This is a genomic window from Pseudarthrobacter sp. NKDBFgelt (assembly GCF_046097905.1).
GTDB lineage: Bacteria > Actinomycetota > Actinomycetes > Actinomycetales > Micrococcaceae > Arthrobacter > Arthrobacter polychromogenes.
This window is the reverse complement of sequence record NZ_JBJURL010000001.1, coordinates 124437-138561: the sequence shown is the minus strand read 5'-3', so window position 1 is coordinate 138561 and position 14125 is coordinate 124437. Positions and strand designations below refer to the sequence as shown.

The window sequence follows — 14125 nt, the reverse complement described above, 5'->3', positions numbered from 1 at the left end:
GTAGTAAGGCGTGCGGGGGCCAGGAGGGGGTTCAGCCGAGCAGTTTGCGCTGGCGGGACTTGTAATCGACATAGGTTTGGAACGCCTGTTTCGTGGAGTCCAGCTCGGAGACTTGGGAGACGGGAACGTCCCACCACGACTCGGAACTGGGGGCGTCCAGGAGCGGATCGGATTCGACGTGGATCAGGATCGGGCCGCCGCGTTCCGGTGCGGCTTTGGCATCCCGGATGGCCTGTTCGAGTTCGGCGATGACCTTCTCCCCCGGTTCGATCCGGATGACCTTCACGCCCAGGGACTCGGCGTTCAAAGCCAGGTCCACCGGCAGGGTCTCGCCCTCGTCGAAGCTGTGCCGGGCCTCGTCCAGTACCCGGTACTGGGTACCGAACCGCTGGGAGCCGAGGGACTCGGAGAGGGACCCGATGGAGGCGTAGCCGTGGTTCTGGATCAGGACCACGATCAGCTTGATGCGTTCGGCGACGGCGGTGACGAGTTCGGTGTGCATCATCAGGTAGGAACCGTCCCCCACCATCACCACGACATCACGCTGGGCACCACCGTTTGCTGCTTCGGCCAGGGCGGCGCGTTTGACGCCGATCCCGCCGGGGATTTCGTAGCCCATGCAGGAGTACGCGTATTCGACGTGGTAGCCGAACGGGTCCCGGACCCGCCACATCTTGTGCAGGTCACCGGGCAATGAACCGGCGGCACAGATTACGACGTCGGCCGCGTCCATCGCCCGCGAGGTCGCGCCGATAATCTCGTTCTGCGCCGGCAAAGGGGTGTAGCGGGTATCAAAGGCCTCATCCACGGTGGCGTCCCAGCGCTTCTTCTCGGCCCCGATCTGCTGTTCGAGGTCAGCGCCCACCCGGTAGCCGCCCAGTGCCTGGTTCAGCTTCACTAAGGCTTTGCGGGCGTCGGCAACGATGGGCAGCGTGGTGCCGTGCTTGTACGCATCGATGGCGGCGACGTTGATGTTGATGAACTTTACGTCCGGGTCCTGGAATGCGGTCCGGGACGCGGTGGTGAAGTCCTCGTACCGGGTACCGATGCCGATGATCAGGTCCGCCTCCGCAGCGATCGCGTTCGCCGCCGTCGTGCCAGTTGACCCGATGGCACCGAGGCTGAACTGGTGGTCCCAGGGCAGGACGCCGACCCCGGCCTGGGTGTTGCCCACCGGAATGCCGGTCAGTTCGGCGAACTTCGCGAGCTCCTCGTTGGCGTAGGCGTACAGGACACCGCCGCCGGCGATGATCAGCGGCCGCTTCGCGGCCCGGATTGCTGCTGCGGCGCGGGCAATGTCGTCGTCGTCCGCGTCCGGGCGGCGGATCCGCCACTCCCGCTCGGCCAGGAACTCCTCGGGCACGTCGAAGGCCTCGGCCTGGACATCCTGCGGCAGCGAGATGGTCACCGCCCCGGTTTCGGCCGGATCCGTCAGGACACGCAGGCCATGGTGGAACGCAGAGAACAGCTGCTCCGGACGGGAGACGCGGTCGAAGAACTTGGACAGCGGCCGGAACGCGTCGTTGACGGTGATGTCGTATGCGTAGGGCTGTTCGAGCTGCTGCAGTACCGGGTCCGCCGCGCGGGTCGCGAACGTGTCACTGGGCAGCAGCAGCACCGGCAGCCGGTTGGTCGTCGCCAGCGCGGCACCGGTGAGCAGGTTCGACGAACCCGGCCCGATCGAGGTGCTGATCGCGAACGTTTGCAGGCGGCGGGTGTGCCGGGCATAGCCCACGGCCTGGTGGACCTGGGCCTGCTCGTTCCGGCCCTGGTAGTACGGCATGATAGCGGGGTCCAGCTGCTGGTACTGCTTCAGGGCCTGGCCCACGCCAGCCACGTTGCCGTGCCCGAAGATACCGAACGTGCCCGGGATCAGCCGCTCGCGGTAGTCGATCCCGTTGACGGTGTCGACCGTGTACTGCTTGGAAAGGTATTCGACGACGGCCTGGGCCACCGTCATTCTGCGCGTTGCCATTGGTCGCTTACTCCGTGGCTTCTGATCTGCGGTCGAGAAGGGAGGCCGCGGTGGCTACGGCGCCAGTAACGTCCCCATCCTGGGGGTAGAGGAGCGTGCGGCCTACCGTGAGTCCCTGCACGCCTGGCAGAGCGAGGGCCGCTTCCCACGTGGCGAAGACTTCGTCCTGGGTGCCTGCCGGGTCTCCGCCCAGCAGGACTGTGGGCATGGTGGTCGCGGCCATGACGCGTTCCATGTCGGCTACGACGGGCAGTTTCATCCAGGTGTAGGCGCTGGTGGATCCCAGGCCTTCAGCGATGGCGATGGACTTGATAACGGCGTCGGTGGAGAGGTCATTGCGGACCCGGCCGTTTTCGCGGACCGAGAGGAACGGTTCCACCATGGCGATGAGCTTGCGCTCGGCAAGGGAGTCGATGGCCCGGGCCGTGGCTTCGAGGGTGGCGACGGTGTCCGGGTCACCGAGGCAGATACGGGTAAGCATTTTGCCGCCGTCGGCGCCAAGTGCCTCCAGCGCTGCTGCGGTGTGGCCGGTGAACCGGTCATCGATTTCGTTGACCAGCCCGGCGAGGCCGCCCCGGTTCATCGAACCAAACACCAGCTTGCCCTCCAGCGCCCCGAGCAGCAGCAAGTCATCCATGATGTCCGGGGACGCGAGCACACCATCGACGTGGGGGTTGGCCAATGCGATTTGCAACCGGTCCAGGAGCTGCCGCCGGTCGGCCATCGCGACAGGATCCGAACCGACAGCGAGGGCCCCCCGTGCCGGATGGTCGGCCGCCACAATGAAATTCTGCTTCCCGTATTTGGGGCCGGGGTGGCGCCGGCGTGCCTTTGCGGCACGTGCAACGGCGCCCGGATCCTGGAGCCGGATGGTGCTCAGGTGCTCATAACGGCGCGGGTCATCGTTTAGGGCGTTGCTCGGGGCGAGGGGGGTGAGTGTCACAGTGATGCTCCTTGAGGAATTGAGATGCCGGGAACCGGGCGGCCGCGTTCGGCCAGCAGCGAGGTGACCTCATCCGGCGTCGGCATCGCATCAGCGCAGGAAAGGCGGGATGCCACGATGGCGCCGGCAGCGTTGGCATAGTCCAGGACCTGGGCCAGGGGCCAGCCGGAGAGCAGGCCGTGGCAGAAGGCGCCCCCGAAGGAGTCGCCGGCGCCGAGACCGTTGACGGTCTCAACCGGGACCGGGGCGGAGACGACGCGTTCGGTGCGGGTCTTGGCCATGACGCCTTCGGGGCCAAGCTTGACGACGGCAATCTCAACGCCTGCATCCAGCAGCCGGTCAGCCTGTTCATCGGGGGTCCCCTCCCCCACAGCGACGGCGCATTCCTTGTCGTTGCCGATGGCCACGGTGACGTGTGGCAGGACCTTTGCAATTTGGGCGCGGGCTTCCTCTTCCGAGGCCCAGAACATGGGGCGGTAGTCGAGATCCAGGACGGTGAACTGTCCGATCCTGAGCTGGTCTCGGTTCCGTGCCTCATGCGCTTTGATGTGGGCTTCACGGCTGGGCTCCTGGCACAGGCCGGTCACGGTGGACCAGAAGATCCCGGCCTTCCGGATGGCGTCAAGGTCGAGTTCCTCAGCGCGGATCTGCAGGTCAGGGGCGGTGGGGAAACGGCCATAAAAGTAAAGGGGGAAGTCCTCCGGCGGCTTGATCGCGCAGAACGTCACGGCGGTAGGCCACTCCTGCACGGGGGTAACGAACGTGTCGTCCACGTTGAACTTATGCAGTTCCCGGTGGAGGTACTTTCCGAAGGCGTCATCGCCGGTACGCGTGATCACGCCGGTCCGGCGTCCGTGCCGGGCAGCCGCGACTGCGACATTGGACGGGGAACCGCCCAGGTATTTTCCGAAGGAGCTGACGTCCTCCAGATCCACACCGATGTCGTTCGGGTAGATATCAACGCTGATGCGCCCGATGGTGAGAAGTTCGTGGGTCACGGTGCTTACGGACCTTTCTGATGGGTTCCACGTGGCGCGGAGGCCATTGGGCTGTGGTGACGGCGTGTCTTAAATCGGTCTGAGGGTGTCGCTGGAAACAAGCGAGGTGTCCGGCTACCCTTTCGCTGCTTGTTCCGGAATTGCCGGAAGCCCTAGCGCGTTGTCCGGGCAGATAAGACTTATTGTCAGGACATTTCTACCCCTGCTGACGCACAAGCGCAATAGTTTTGGGAACATTTTCTGGCACGTGCGGGTCCGGCCATGGATCTCCCAGGCCCAAGGGTCGCGACAGCAGGACCCAAACTCCTGCACCGGCCGGAGCCTGGGAGTCCAGGCGCAGTGAGCACCCCTCCGGCGCGCCGGAGGGCTGACGCAGGAAATTGGAACAACAATTCCCCCGTGACGCGAATTGCATCCAGAAGTGGAACCCTGATGGTGAGTTCCCGCTTCGGCGGTGCAGCTAACGCGCTGCCCTGTTTTAGTGGAAGGCCTCGTTCACATCCGCAACGAGTGAATTCACCAGGGCGTCGAGAAGCCGAAGGTTCTGACCGGAGTCAAGACGACGCGGGTCAGCGCCGAAGACCCCCCACAGCGGATGCTGCGGGTCGTGCCGGTGCGGCCCGCTCTCGTCTCCCCCGGGGTCTGGGGACGGCGCCTCCTCAATGGGGGGCAACCGGTCGATATGCACGAGTTCAGGGGCGAAGTTGGACAGGAGCGCGCTCTCAAACACGCCGGCGTGGTCTGGAACAGGTAACCCCGGGCCAAGAGGCATGTTGACCGCTCTGGCGATGACGCGCATCGTACTTCCGGCTTCGTTCCACTCCTCCTCGATACGCCGGATCATATCGAGCTGCTCGTCGGCGAAATGCCCGCTGAACAGCACCACGAGCCCGACACCGAAGTCCTGCAGCCGAGCCAGCGTCGTGTTCAGAAGCGACAGGACCGGCTCCGGCGACGCCATCATGATGGTCCAGGGGTATTCCCTGTGGCCACCGCCCGTGCCGTAGAACAGGGGGGGCAAAACGATGCCACCGCTCCGGGCTGCCGCAACCCGGCAGACGCCGTGAGCGTTCAGGGCGTCGAGGCCCATGGGCAGATGGGGCCCGTGAAACTCATACGCCCCGAGCGGAACGTAAGCAATCGGCCGGCGGGCGACGGTATGGGCAAGTTCGGCCGCGGAGAGCAACTCGGCCTGAACGTGCGCGTACTCGATCACTTGTAGTAATTCCTGGGCCAGTTATACGGTGCAATTTCCGCCAGCAGGCTGGCGGGGAACTCCCGTCCATCGGAGTATGCAACGTTGCGGTCGATGTTTCGTGGATTCCGCATCCCGGGGATCACCGTGGCCACTTCGGGGGCGCTGAGGGAATACCGCATTGCAGCCTCGGCGAGCGAAGGGTAATGGGGTTCAATGATCTGCTTGAGCTCGTTGACCTTCTTCAATGTTTCGCCGAAGCGATCACCCCTGAACAATTCAGCGGGCACCGAGCCGGGCTCCCACGATGCATAAGTGTCCTCCGTCCATGTCCCTGAGAGCGAGCCGGAATCGAACGGCACGCGTGCGATGATCGCCGTGTTGGATTTCGCCGCCGCTTTGAAAAGGGCATCTGCGGGCCGCTGTTCGAACATGTTAAAAATGACCTGGATGGAGCTGACCAGACCCAGCTCGGCCAGAGCTATGCCCTCGTCCGGGCGGTAGTCGCGGATTGAGACACCAATCTGGTCAATCTTGCCTTCGAGGCGCAGCGCGTTGAGGGTCTCCAGCCAGTCAAGTGAACTCGTGCCCTCGTCCAGCCAGCAGTGCAGCTGCAACAGGTCCAGGCGTTCCACTCCGAGGTTCCGCAGCGCCTTCTCAACCCCCTCGCGAAGGTACCAGGAGGGGTAGCGGCCCGACATGACGGGGTTATCTTCGTCGGCGTCCGGCCAACGCACGGGCTGGATTTTCGTTGCGACGTAAATTTTGTCGCCGCTGCCGTTCCACTGGCGCAGCGATTCTCCAATGACGCGTTCGCTGCGCCCGCCTCCATAGAGCTCGGCGGTGTCGACAAAATTGATGCCTTGCTCGTATGCGTACAAGAGGGTGCGGACGGACTCATTGTCGTCGACCTCCCCCCATGTCCCGCCGATTTGCCAGCCGCCAAAGGCGATCTCGCTGACTTTCCATTCCGTGCGGCCAAATGTGCGATATTGCATGTGGTGTAGATCCTTGTCGTCTCTGCCAGGGGCTGGGGCTTGGTTGTGCTGCGGGATTTGTTCAGGGTTGGTTGGCGGGCATGACCTTGACGGGAAGCTTGGAGAAGCCCCGCACCATTTGTTTCGCCCACCGCTCGGGTACGCCGACCACACGGATTGGCGGGCCCTGCACGAGTTCTTCGAGCAGGACCCGGCCTACCAGGCGGGCGAGCGGGGAACCCATGCAGGCATGGATTCCCTCGCCAAATGTCATGATCTTGTTCTTTGGTGTGATTTCACGGTCGATATCGAAGAAGTCGGCGTGGTCGAAGATGTCCTCGTCGCGGTTGGCCGATGCGAGCAGCACCATCACCCGTGAGTCCTTGGGGATCCTCACGTTTGCGATCGAAACTTCTTCGGTCGTTTGCCGGCACAGGTTCTGGGCAGGTGCGTCGTAGCGCAGCAGTTCCTCCAGAAAGTCCGATATCCGGTCCGGGTTGCTTTCAAGATACGCATGGAAGGCGGGGAATTTATCTAGGTGAGTGATGATGTTGGTCGCCAGGGCGGACGGTGCGTCTACGGCAGCGGACTCGAGCAGGTGCGCGAGACCGGCCTGGTATTGGGATTCGACTTTGCCCTTTCCCACGGCCTGGTAGATCTGGGCGATTGCCTCTGAAGAGCTGGCATCCTCTTCACCTGACCGGAAACGCTCGTAGCGTTCTTCCATCCACTGGGCGATGTGCTCCTCGGCCTCGATATTGGAGGCGGCTGCTGCTTCGGGTATTCCGTACTGGCCGACCACGCGCTCCATCGACTGCAGCAGGTGATCATGGATCCAGGGTCCATCGTCTTTAGGCAGACCGACGAGCATGATTGCGCCGGCGATTGCGAGCGGCAGTGCGACATCCTCGGCGAAGTCCCCTTCACCTGATGCGTGGAGCTTGGCGAGCAGCTCACGGGCGAAAGCGCGGAGGCCGTCTTCCTTTTCGAGGATTTCCCGGGCCGCGAACACCCGCCGTACGGCGGTGCGGAGGGACGTGTGCTCAGGCTGGTCGGAGGCGACGATATTTCCGGCGCCGTATGAATCGTGTGTCCCGTCCATGTCATTGCCCAGAGCGCTCGAGAACTGCTGGTGGTTCTTCAGGATTTCCCGTACGTCGTTATAGCGCGAGACCACCCAAAGCCTGCGGCGTTCGTTGTAATAGACCGGCGCCTTGTCCCGCAGTACCTTGTACAGCTCGTAAGGATTCTCGTATGCCGAAAAGGACAACGGGTCGTAATACACCGCCAGATCCCCGCTCCGGATCGTGGCATCATCACTGATGCCGTCACCGGCATCGGTCCGCTTTTCCGGATCATGGTCGTCGCAGCTTCCCCCGTTTTCGGCGGAGAGCGCGGTGGCTGCGGTAGTAGATGCCTGTTCAGCGGTGTGTGTGGCCGTGCTGAGTTCGGCCCCGAATGCGGCGGCCAAGGGCGAGTCGGCCGGTAGCTCCGCACCGGTGACCGGGCATTTGAGCAGGGGGCCGGAAGCTTCTGAGCTCTGGCGAGTTATCGTCATTGGTAAACCCACTTTCGATGTGGTTGCTAGACCCGGAACACTCTCCAAGTCAGGTGTTGCAAAGACCCTAGCACGTGCTAAAGTTCTGGCATAGCACTAATTAGCACGTGCTAGTAGGCCGTCCCCAGAGGAGTGACAGGCCAAGATCTGCAAGGGAGCAGCCGAAATGACCGAGATCAAGACGCCGTCCCCGACGATCGCGATCGTCGGAAGTGGCCCGTCAGGGTGTTATCTCGCCCAGTCTCTGCGCAAGCGGTGGAAGGAAGCAGAGATCGTCATCTTCGATCGCCTGCCGGTGCCCTATGGGTTGGTCCGCTTCGGAGTAGCGCCCGACCACCTCGGCACTAAAGCCGTTGCCCGGCAGTTCGATCGTTTGTTTGAACGCGAAGGCGTCCGCTTCATCGGCCGAACGGAAATCGGCAGCAGCATCATGCTCGACGAGTTGCGCGACTGCTTCGATGTTGTGGTGCTCGCGAGCGGGCTGCACGGGGACCGTGCGCTCGGGGTTCCGGGCGACAGGTTGCCTGGCGTATACGGTGCAGGACGCGTCACACGGCTGATCAACGGGCACCCGGATGAGCATGCTGACGGTCTCAGGATCGGCGAACGCATCGCTATCGTCGGCAACGGCAATGTCGCAATCGATTTGGTCAGGCTGTTGCTCACTCCTGCGGAGCGACTTCGGGAGCTGAACGTTGCCGAGGAGGTTGTCCGTGCACTCGAGCCGGCATCTGTAAAGCGCATCGACATTGTTGGCCGGTCCGCTGCGGGTCAGGCGAAGTTCGACCTTGCGATGCTGCGGGAGCTGACAAAGCTGCCGGACGTGCGCTTCGTCGCCGAAGATCTTGGTGATGAAGGAGGCGCCGGTGAATACGGTGCCGACAAGCGCGAAGCCGTGGCCGAACTTGCCCGGACTTCACCGGCCCGGGCGGACCGCAGCGTACACTTCCACTTCGGGTGGACCCCTGAGCGGGTCAACGGAAAAGATGCGGTCCAGAGCATCGCGTTCCGTTCAACAGCAGATACTGATGCGAGCCTGTTGCTTGACGTCGAGGGAGTCCTCACGGCGATCGGCTTCGAGGAATTGACCGCATCACCGATCCAGCGCGACCACCATGAATCGCTGGAAAGCGACCTGGACAGAGGCTATCTCTCACCTGGACTGTACTGCGCGGGTTGGCTCCGTCGAGGACCCCGCGGCACCATCCCGGAAAACCGCGCAGACTCAAAAATGGTCGCCGATGCAATCATCGAAGCCGTCGACACGGCACGATTGGTTGCAGGGAAGCCAGGGCTTACAGGCCTGAAGGCCCACACATTCAGCAGCACCCCACACACGGAGGAATCAGCATGAGCAGGACAGTAATTCTCTACGGCACGGAATCAGGTAACGCAGAACTGGTCGCCGAAGACATCGGCGAGGAACTCGACGGCGGAGCCGCAGTCGCTATTTCCGACATGTCGGAATTCGATGTCGCAGAGCTGTCTTCGGAAGACTTCTACATCATCATCTGCTCCACGCATGGCGACGGTGAACTGCCCACCAGCGCCCGCCCCTTTCACGAGGCTCTCTCTGCGGCGCACCCGGACCTCTCGGGCGTAAAGTACGCCATGTTCGGGCTGGGCGACTCAACGTATGAAACGTACAGCCAGGGCAGCGAACATGTGGACCGGGTGCTCACCGAACTCGGAGCCGAGCGCGTGGGCGAATACGGCCGTCACGATGCCGCTGACGGATCACTGCCTAATGATGCCGCCGTCGCATGGTCGCGGACGCTTCCCATTTTCGTCTGAGGCGTGCTCCGGGCGAGCACTGTCCGGCGTAGCCCGTCACCTTGAAGGCGGCTTGGTGCTCCCCCGGACTACGAGTGGTGCGCTGGTCCAGTTCTGCGTCGGTTGGGAGGTTGACCCGGTGATGCGTGTGACCGCCGCACTGATCGCCGCAGCCCCGATTTCTTCAGGGTCCTGCCGGGCTGTTGTGAGGTCCAGGAAAGACAAACCGGCGACGCGGCTGTCATCATAACCGGTGACAGAGACATGCTCGGGAATGAGGACCCCGGCCTGCTGAAGCACGTGTGAGAGACCCAGGGCGGCCTGATCGTTGTTACAGACAATCGCTGTCGGGAGTCTTTCCCCTTCGAGCAGCAACCGGGCGGCGCTGGCGCCGGATTCCTCGGTATAATCACCGCGTATCTCAAGCACCTGTTCACAAAGTCCCAGTGCTGATATTGCCCTTTGGTAACCGGCAAGGCGCAGCTCGGACTCAAACATGTCGGAGCCATGCACGTAAGTGATGTCCTTGTGCCCCAAGTCAGCCAGGTGGCGCACGATGCTTTCGATGCCTTCGTCACCCTTCGAACGGACAACGTCGAATTCTGTGTTGGGCATGTCGCGGCCGATCACAACAACTGGCGTGTGGCCGGAGGCGGACCGGAGAGCCGCAGGGTCTTCCCGTGGTGAGATAAGAATCAGCGCCTCACACCTGTAGCCGATCAGCTCATCAATGGCGCGCTGCTCTTCCCGAGAAGGGGTTGCTGTGCTCACGATCACCCGGTAGCCGGCGCGGCGGCCGTACTCATAGAGCCACTCAACGATTTCCAGGGGTGCTGATTCGTTAGGGTGGAAAATCACGCCGATTGACTTCGTTGATGCACTGCGCAGCGATCGCGCAGCCGTGTTCGGCCTGTAACCGAGCTCGGCGGCGGCATCCAGGATGCGTATGCGCGTTTTATCGGCTACTCCAGGTTCGTTGCTGAAAGCAAGCCCGACAAGCTGGCGGGAGACACCGACGTGTGCCGCGACGTCGGCCATTGTGGCGCGGCGGCCTTTATCGAGCGGTGCTGGTTGCTCTAACCCGATCGTGCCCACCCACCCTTTTCCTTGCTGCTAAATGTTCTGCTTCGATCCTATAAGAGCTAACTGCATGCCGTTCGCCCGGACGAGGGCGGTGCCGTACCGGTGCCCTGGCCCAAGCCAGCGGGAGGAAGACCCTGCGCGGGGAAGAGAGCATGGCCACGGGAAGACCACCGATCTGCAATGTGGGCGTACCGGCCGGCGGCGCCGGCCTCAAGCAACCAAACAGCCCCCCACGGATCCATGAGACCGAAGCCGGGACGGAGGAGACCCCCCGCTCGTATGCCGAGGGCGCGGTCCACCGGCAAGCCAGCTGTCACTTTTCCCGCGACTTAGCAGCCAGCCACTCGACCCAGGAAACGCCGCCCGAACGGGGCGGGGAGCCCACCGGACGCGACACATTTGGCTCGTGCCAAGAAATTTTCTGGCTCGTGCCAATTTTAAGGCCAAAATGTATTGACATCGTGACTTGGATCACTAGGGTTGGTCACATGCCCGCACCCGGAATGCGGCTAAAACCCCACCCCTTACCTGAAGGGAGCAGTGCGAACATGGTCGTTCCACAGCTCGTTCGTAATAGCCCCGCCAAGCGCGGACCCCTGTTCAAAGTCTCGGCCGCCGTCTCGGCCGTCGTTGCCGTGGTTGCCCTTGGGGGCTGCTCCAGCGGCAAAGTGGATACAGCTACCGCCGGAAGTTCAACGGATAACGCCGGAGGTAAAAACGTCTCCATCGTCATGATCGGCGGAACCTCCAGTGATGCGTTTTTCTCGTCGATCAAACGTGGCGCCGAGGATGCAGCGAAGGCCTACGGTTCGAAAGTCCAGTTCACGTTCCTCGGCCCCCAGAACTACAACAACCTTGGACCGGACGTGGCCAAACTCGAAGAGACTGCCCTGTCGCAGAACCCGAGCATCGTCGTAAGTCCAAACTGGGTCGAGGAATCCCAGAACGACGGGTTCAAGCGCATCGTCGCGAAGGGCATTCCAGTCATTCTCTACAACTCCGGTGGCTCGTCTGCGGCCGCGAACGTCGGCGCCCTCACCTACATCGGCACAGACGAATACCTCTCCGGTAAGACAGGAGGGGAAACGTTCACGAAAAACGGAGGCAAGAACCTCGTCTGTGTGAATACGGTCCCGGGAGCAGCCAATACCGAGGCCCGCTGCAAAGGAATGAAGGACGCTGCTGATGCAGCAGGTGCAAAGTCATCGGTGCTGTCCCTGCCATCGGCGACGTTCGGCAATCCGTCCGCCGTGACCCAGGCGATCAAGGCCCAGCTGCTGCAGGACAGCAGCATCGACGGCATTCTGACCATTGGTGCTGCAGACGCAGACAGCGCTGCAGCGGCGATTGAATCGGCGAACGCAACTGACAAGGTCAAACTCGGTACCTTCGGACTTTCAACGAGCACGCTGGACCGGATCAAGGCAGGGAAGCAGGACTTCGCTCTCGACCTTCAGCCGTATCTCCAGGGGTTCCTCACGGTGTCCTCGGCCTATCAGTACGTTGCCTACGGCCTCCTGGCACCGTCGAATCCCAACCTCACAGGGCCCCTCGTAATCGACTCCACGAACGTTGACGTGGCAATCGAAGGCGCGAAGGTCGGGGTCCGTTAGGACCCGGCACTTAGGGGTGCGGGGATCCGACGGAGCCCCGCACCCAAAGCTAGCGCAGCGCACCGCGCTGCTAAATAACCAGAAAGCAGCAAAGACGCTCATGACTGTTGAAATCACTCGCCCCGCGGGCCGTGGCAATGCGCCTGCCAGCCCCAAAACCCAGGCTGCGGGGCCGCGCTCCTTCGCTCAACTCGCCCGCCGATCTGAAACCGGCGCCCTTATCGGCACCCTCGGTGTCTTTATCTTCTTCACTATTTTCGGCGGAGAGCAATTCCTCGCAAGTGGCGGCACGGCGAGCTGGCTGAACATTGCCGCCGAACTTGGGATCATCGCAATCCCGGTTGGCCTGCTCATGATTGCAGGGGAACTCGACCTGTCCGTGGGCTCCGTGCTCGCTGCCAGTTCGATGACGCTGGCGACGGTATCGGGCTTTTGGGGCCTGCCCATGATCGTCGGAATTCTCGCAGCACTGGCGGTCGGCGTAGGCACAGGATTCATCAATGGCATCCTCGTCTCCCGAACAAAAGTCCCGTCATTCGTCGTCACTCTCGCGACAAATTTCAGCCTCGTCGGCCTGACGCTGGGCTTCTCCCGTGTCGTCACCGGCACCACCAGCGTGCCCATCGCCCCCGACGCCTTCTCGAAAAGTGTCTTCGGCACCCTGATCGCCGGACAGTTCGAGGTAGCCATCTTCTGGTGCCTGGCCATCGCGGCCGTGATCGCCTGGATCCTGCAGATGACAAAGTACGGGAACTGGATCTTCGCCGTTGGCGGAGACGCCGAAAGTGCCCGCGCCACGGGCATCCCGGTCACAAAGGTCAAGGTCGGCCTGTTCATGGCCAGCGGCTTCGGAGCGGCCCTGGTCGGAGTCATCCAGACAATTCTCTACAACGGCGCACAGGTATCAAACGGTCAGTCCTTCGTCTTCAACTCGATCATTGCCGTTGTCATCGGAGGCGTCCTCCTCACCGGCGGCTACGGCTCCGTATGGGGAATCATCCTCGGAACCATGACATTCGCCATCGTCAGCCAAGGCATCTACTACACCGGCTGGAACTCCGACTGGGCGAGCCTCATCCTCGGCATCCTGCTCCTGGCCGCCGTCCTCATGAACAATACGTTCCGCAAACTCGCGCTGTCCTCCGGCCTCGGCACCAAGAAATTGAAGGGTTGATCATGACTGCACCGCTGCTCAGACTTACCAACGTCAGCAAGTCATTCGCCGGCACCAACGCCCTGACGGACATCTCGCTGGAAGTTCACGCCGGCCAGGTACTTTGCCTCCTAGGCGACAACGGCGCCGGCAAATCGACGCTCATCAAAATCCTCTCCGGCTTTCACACCCCAACCGCCGGAACCGTCGAGGTGAAAGGCGAGAAAGTCGTCTTCAACAGCCCACGAGACGCCAGCCACTACGGCATTTCGACAGTGCACCAATTCGGCGGGACCTTTCCACTCATGGGGGTCGGCCGGTCATTCTTTGTAGGCGCTGAACCCACCAAAGGATGGGGTCCGTTCAAACACTTCGACAAGAAAACAGCAGGCGAGATCGCTGTACGGGAAATGCGAAGCCTCGGTATCACCCGCGTCACAGACGGCAACCGGCTCGTCGGCAGCCTCTCAGGCGGTGAGCGCCAGTCGCTTGCCATCGCCCGCGCCGTCTACTTCGGAGCAAACGTGCTCATCCTCGACGAGCCCACCGCGGCCCTTGGCGTCAAGGAAGCCACCCACGTACTCCGTATCATCATGCAGGCCCGAGCTCAGGGACTCGCCGTAATTTTTGTCACCCACAACGTACTTCACGCGATGACCGTCGGTGACCGGTTCGCCGTCCTCATCCACGGCAGCAAAGCGGATGACTTCAAAAAAGGCGAACGGACGCGCGAAGAGATCACCGACCTGATGGCCGGCGGCGAAGCGATGGCCGAACTCGAGGCCGAAGTGGCCCAGTATCAGGCCTCAGCCGACGCGTAGCGATTGGCCGCCTCCTGGCCGCATAAGTGCAGCCGC

The 14125-nt window shown here is 62.5% G+C and carries 12 protein-coding genes; 5 read left to right on the top strand and 7 right to left on the bottom strand.

Annotated features, from left to right (window positions below):
- Window positions 1-31: 31 nt before the first annotated feature.
- The 6 genes from iolD to ACKAE7_RS00590 form a co-directional block, all read right to left on the bottom strand.
- On the bottom strand, window positions 32-1960 hold the full coding sequence (gene iolD / locus ACKAE7_RS00615) for a 3D-(3,5/4)-trihydroxycyclohexane-1,2-dione acylhydrolase (decyclizing) (RefSeq protein ID WP_408978266.1): 1929 nt from the start codon (window positions 1958-1960) through the stop codon (window positions 32-34).
- Window positions 1961-1982: 22 nt separating this feature from the next.
- Window positions 1983-2918: a deoxyribose-phosphate aldolase gene (locus ACKAE7_RS00610; RefSeq protein WP_408978235.1), complete on the bottom strand. Its 936-nt coding sequence runs from the start codon at window positions 2916-2918 to the stop codon at window positions 1983-1985.
- Window positions 2915-3916, bottom strand: coding sequence for a 5-dehydro-2-deoxygluconokinase (gene iolC / locus ACKAE7_RS00605; RefSeq protein ID WP_408978234.1), 1002 nt, complete (start codon window positions 3914-3916; stop codon window positions 2915-2917). The genes ACKAE7_RS00610 and iolC overlap by 4 nt, the downstream gene beginning before the upstream one ends.
- A gap of 478 nt (window positions 3917-4394) precedes the next feature.
- Window positions 4395-5132 (bottom strand): creatininase family protein, encoded by a 738-nt coding sequence (locus ACKAE7_RS00600; RefSeq protein ID WP_408978233.1) that lies wholly within the window; start codon window positions 5130-5132, stop codon window positions 4395-4397.
- Window positions 5129-6109, bottom strand: coding sequence for an aldo/keto reductase (locus tag ACKAE7_RS00595; protein WP_408978232.1), 981 nt, complete (start codon window positions 6107-6109; stop codon window positions 5129-5131). Before ACKAE7_RS00595 ends, ACKAE7_RS00600 begins: the two co-directional genes overlap by 4 nt.
- A gap of 61 nt (window positions 6110-6170) precedes the next feature.
- On the bottom strand, window positions 6171-7559 hold the full coding sequence (locus tag ACKAE7_RS00590) for a cytochrome P450 (protein WP_408978231.1): 1389 nt from the start codon (window positions 7557-7559) through the stop codon (window positions 6171-6173).
- 253 nt (window positions 7560-7812) lie between these two features.
- Here ACKAE7_RS00590 and ACKAE7_RS00585 point away from each other — a divergent pair, with 253 nt between their 5' ends.
- Window positions 7813-9000, top strand: a complete 1188-nt coding sequence (locus ACKAE7_RS00585; protein WP_408978230.1) for an FAD-dependent oxidoreductase — start codon at window positions 7813-7815, stop codon at window positions 8998-9000.
- Window positions 8997-9440 (top strand): flavodoxin domain-containing protein, encoded by a 444-nt coding sequence (locus tag ACKAE7_RS00580; protein ID WP_408978229.1) that lies wholly within the window; start codon window positions 8997-8999, stop codon window positions 9438-9440. The genes ACKAE7_RS00585 and ACKAE7_RS00580 overlap by 4 nt, the downstream gene beginning before the upstream one ends.
- A 36-nt stretch (window positions 9441-9476) precedes the next feature.
- Here ACKAE7_RS00580 and ACKAE7_RS00575 read toward each other — a convergent pair whose 3' ends face one another.
- Window positions 9477-10514, bottom strand: coding sequence for a LacI family DNA-binding transcriptional regulator (locus ACKAE7_RS00575; protein WP_408978228.1), 1038 nt, complete (start codon window positions 10512-10514; stop codon window positions 9477-9479).
- A 536-nt stretch (window positions 10515-11050) separates the two neighbouring features.
- Here ACKAE7_RS00575 and ACKAE7_RS00570 point away from each other — a divergent pair.
- From ACKAE7_RS00570 to ACKAE7_RS00560, 3 genes are all read left to right on the top strand, one after another.
- Window positions 11051-12115, top strand: coding sequence for a substrate-binding domain-containing protein (locus tag ACKAE7_RS00570; RefSeq protein WP_408978227.1), 1065 nt, complete (start codon window positions 11051-11053; stop codon window positions 12113-12115).
- Window positions 12116-12215: 100 nt separating this feature from the next.
- Window positions 12216-13289 carry an ABC transporter permease gene (locus ACKAE7_RS00565; protein WP_408978226.1) on the top strand — a complete coding sequence of 358 codons (1074 nt, stop codon included), beginning with the start codon at window positions 12216-12218 and terminating at the stop codon, window positions 13287-13289.
- Window positions 13290-13291: 2 nt separating this feature from the next.
- Window positions 13292-14089 (top strand): ATP-binding cassette domain-containing protein, encoded by a 798-nt coding sequence (locus tag ACKAE7_RS00560; protein ID WP_408978225.1) that lies wholly within the window; start codon window positions 13292-13294, stop codon window positions 14087-14089.
- Window positions 14090-14125 lie beyond the last annotated feature (36 nt).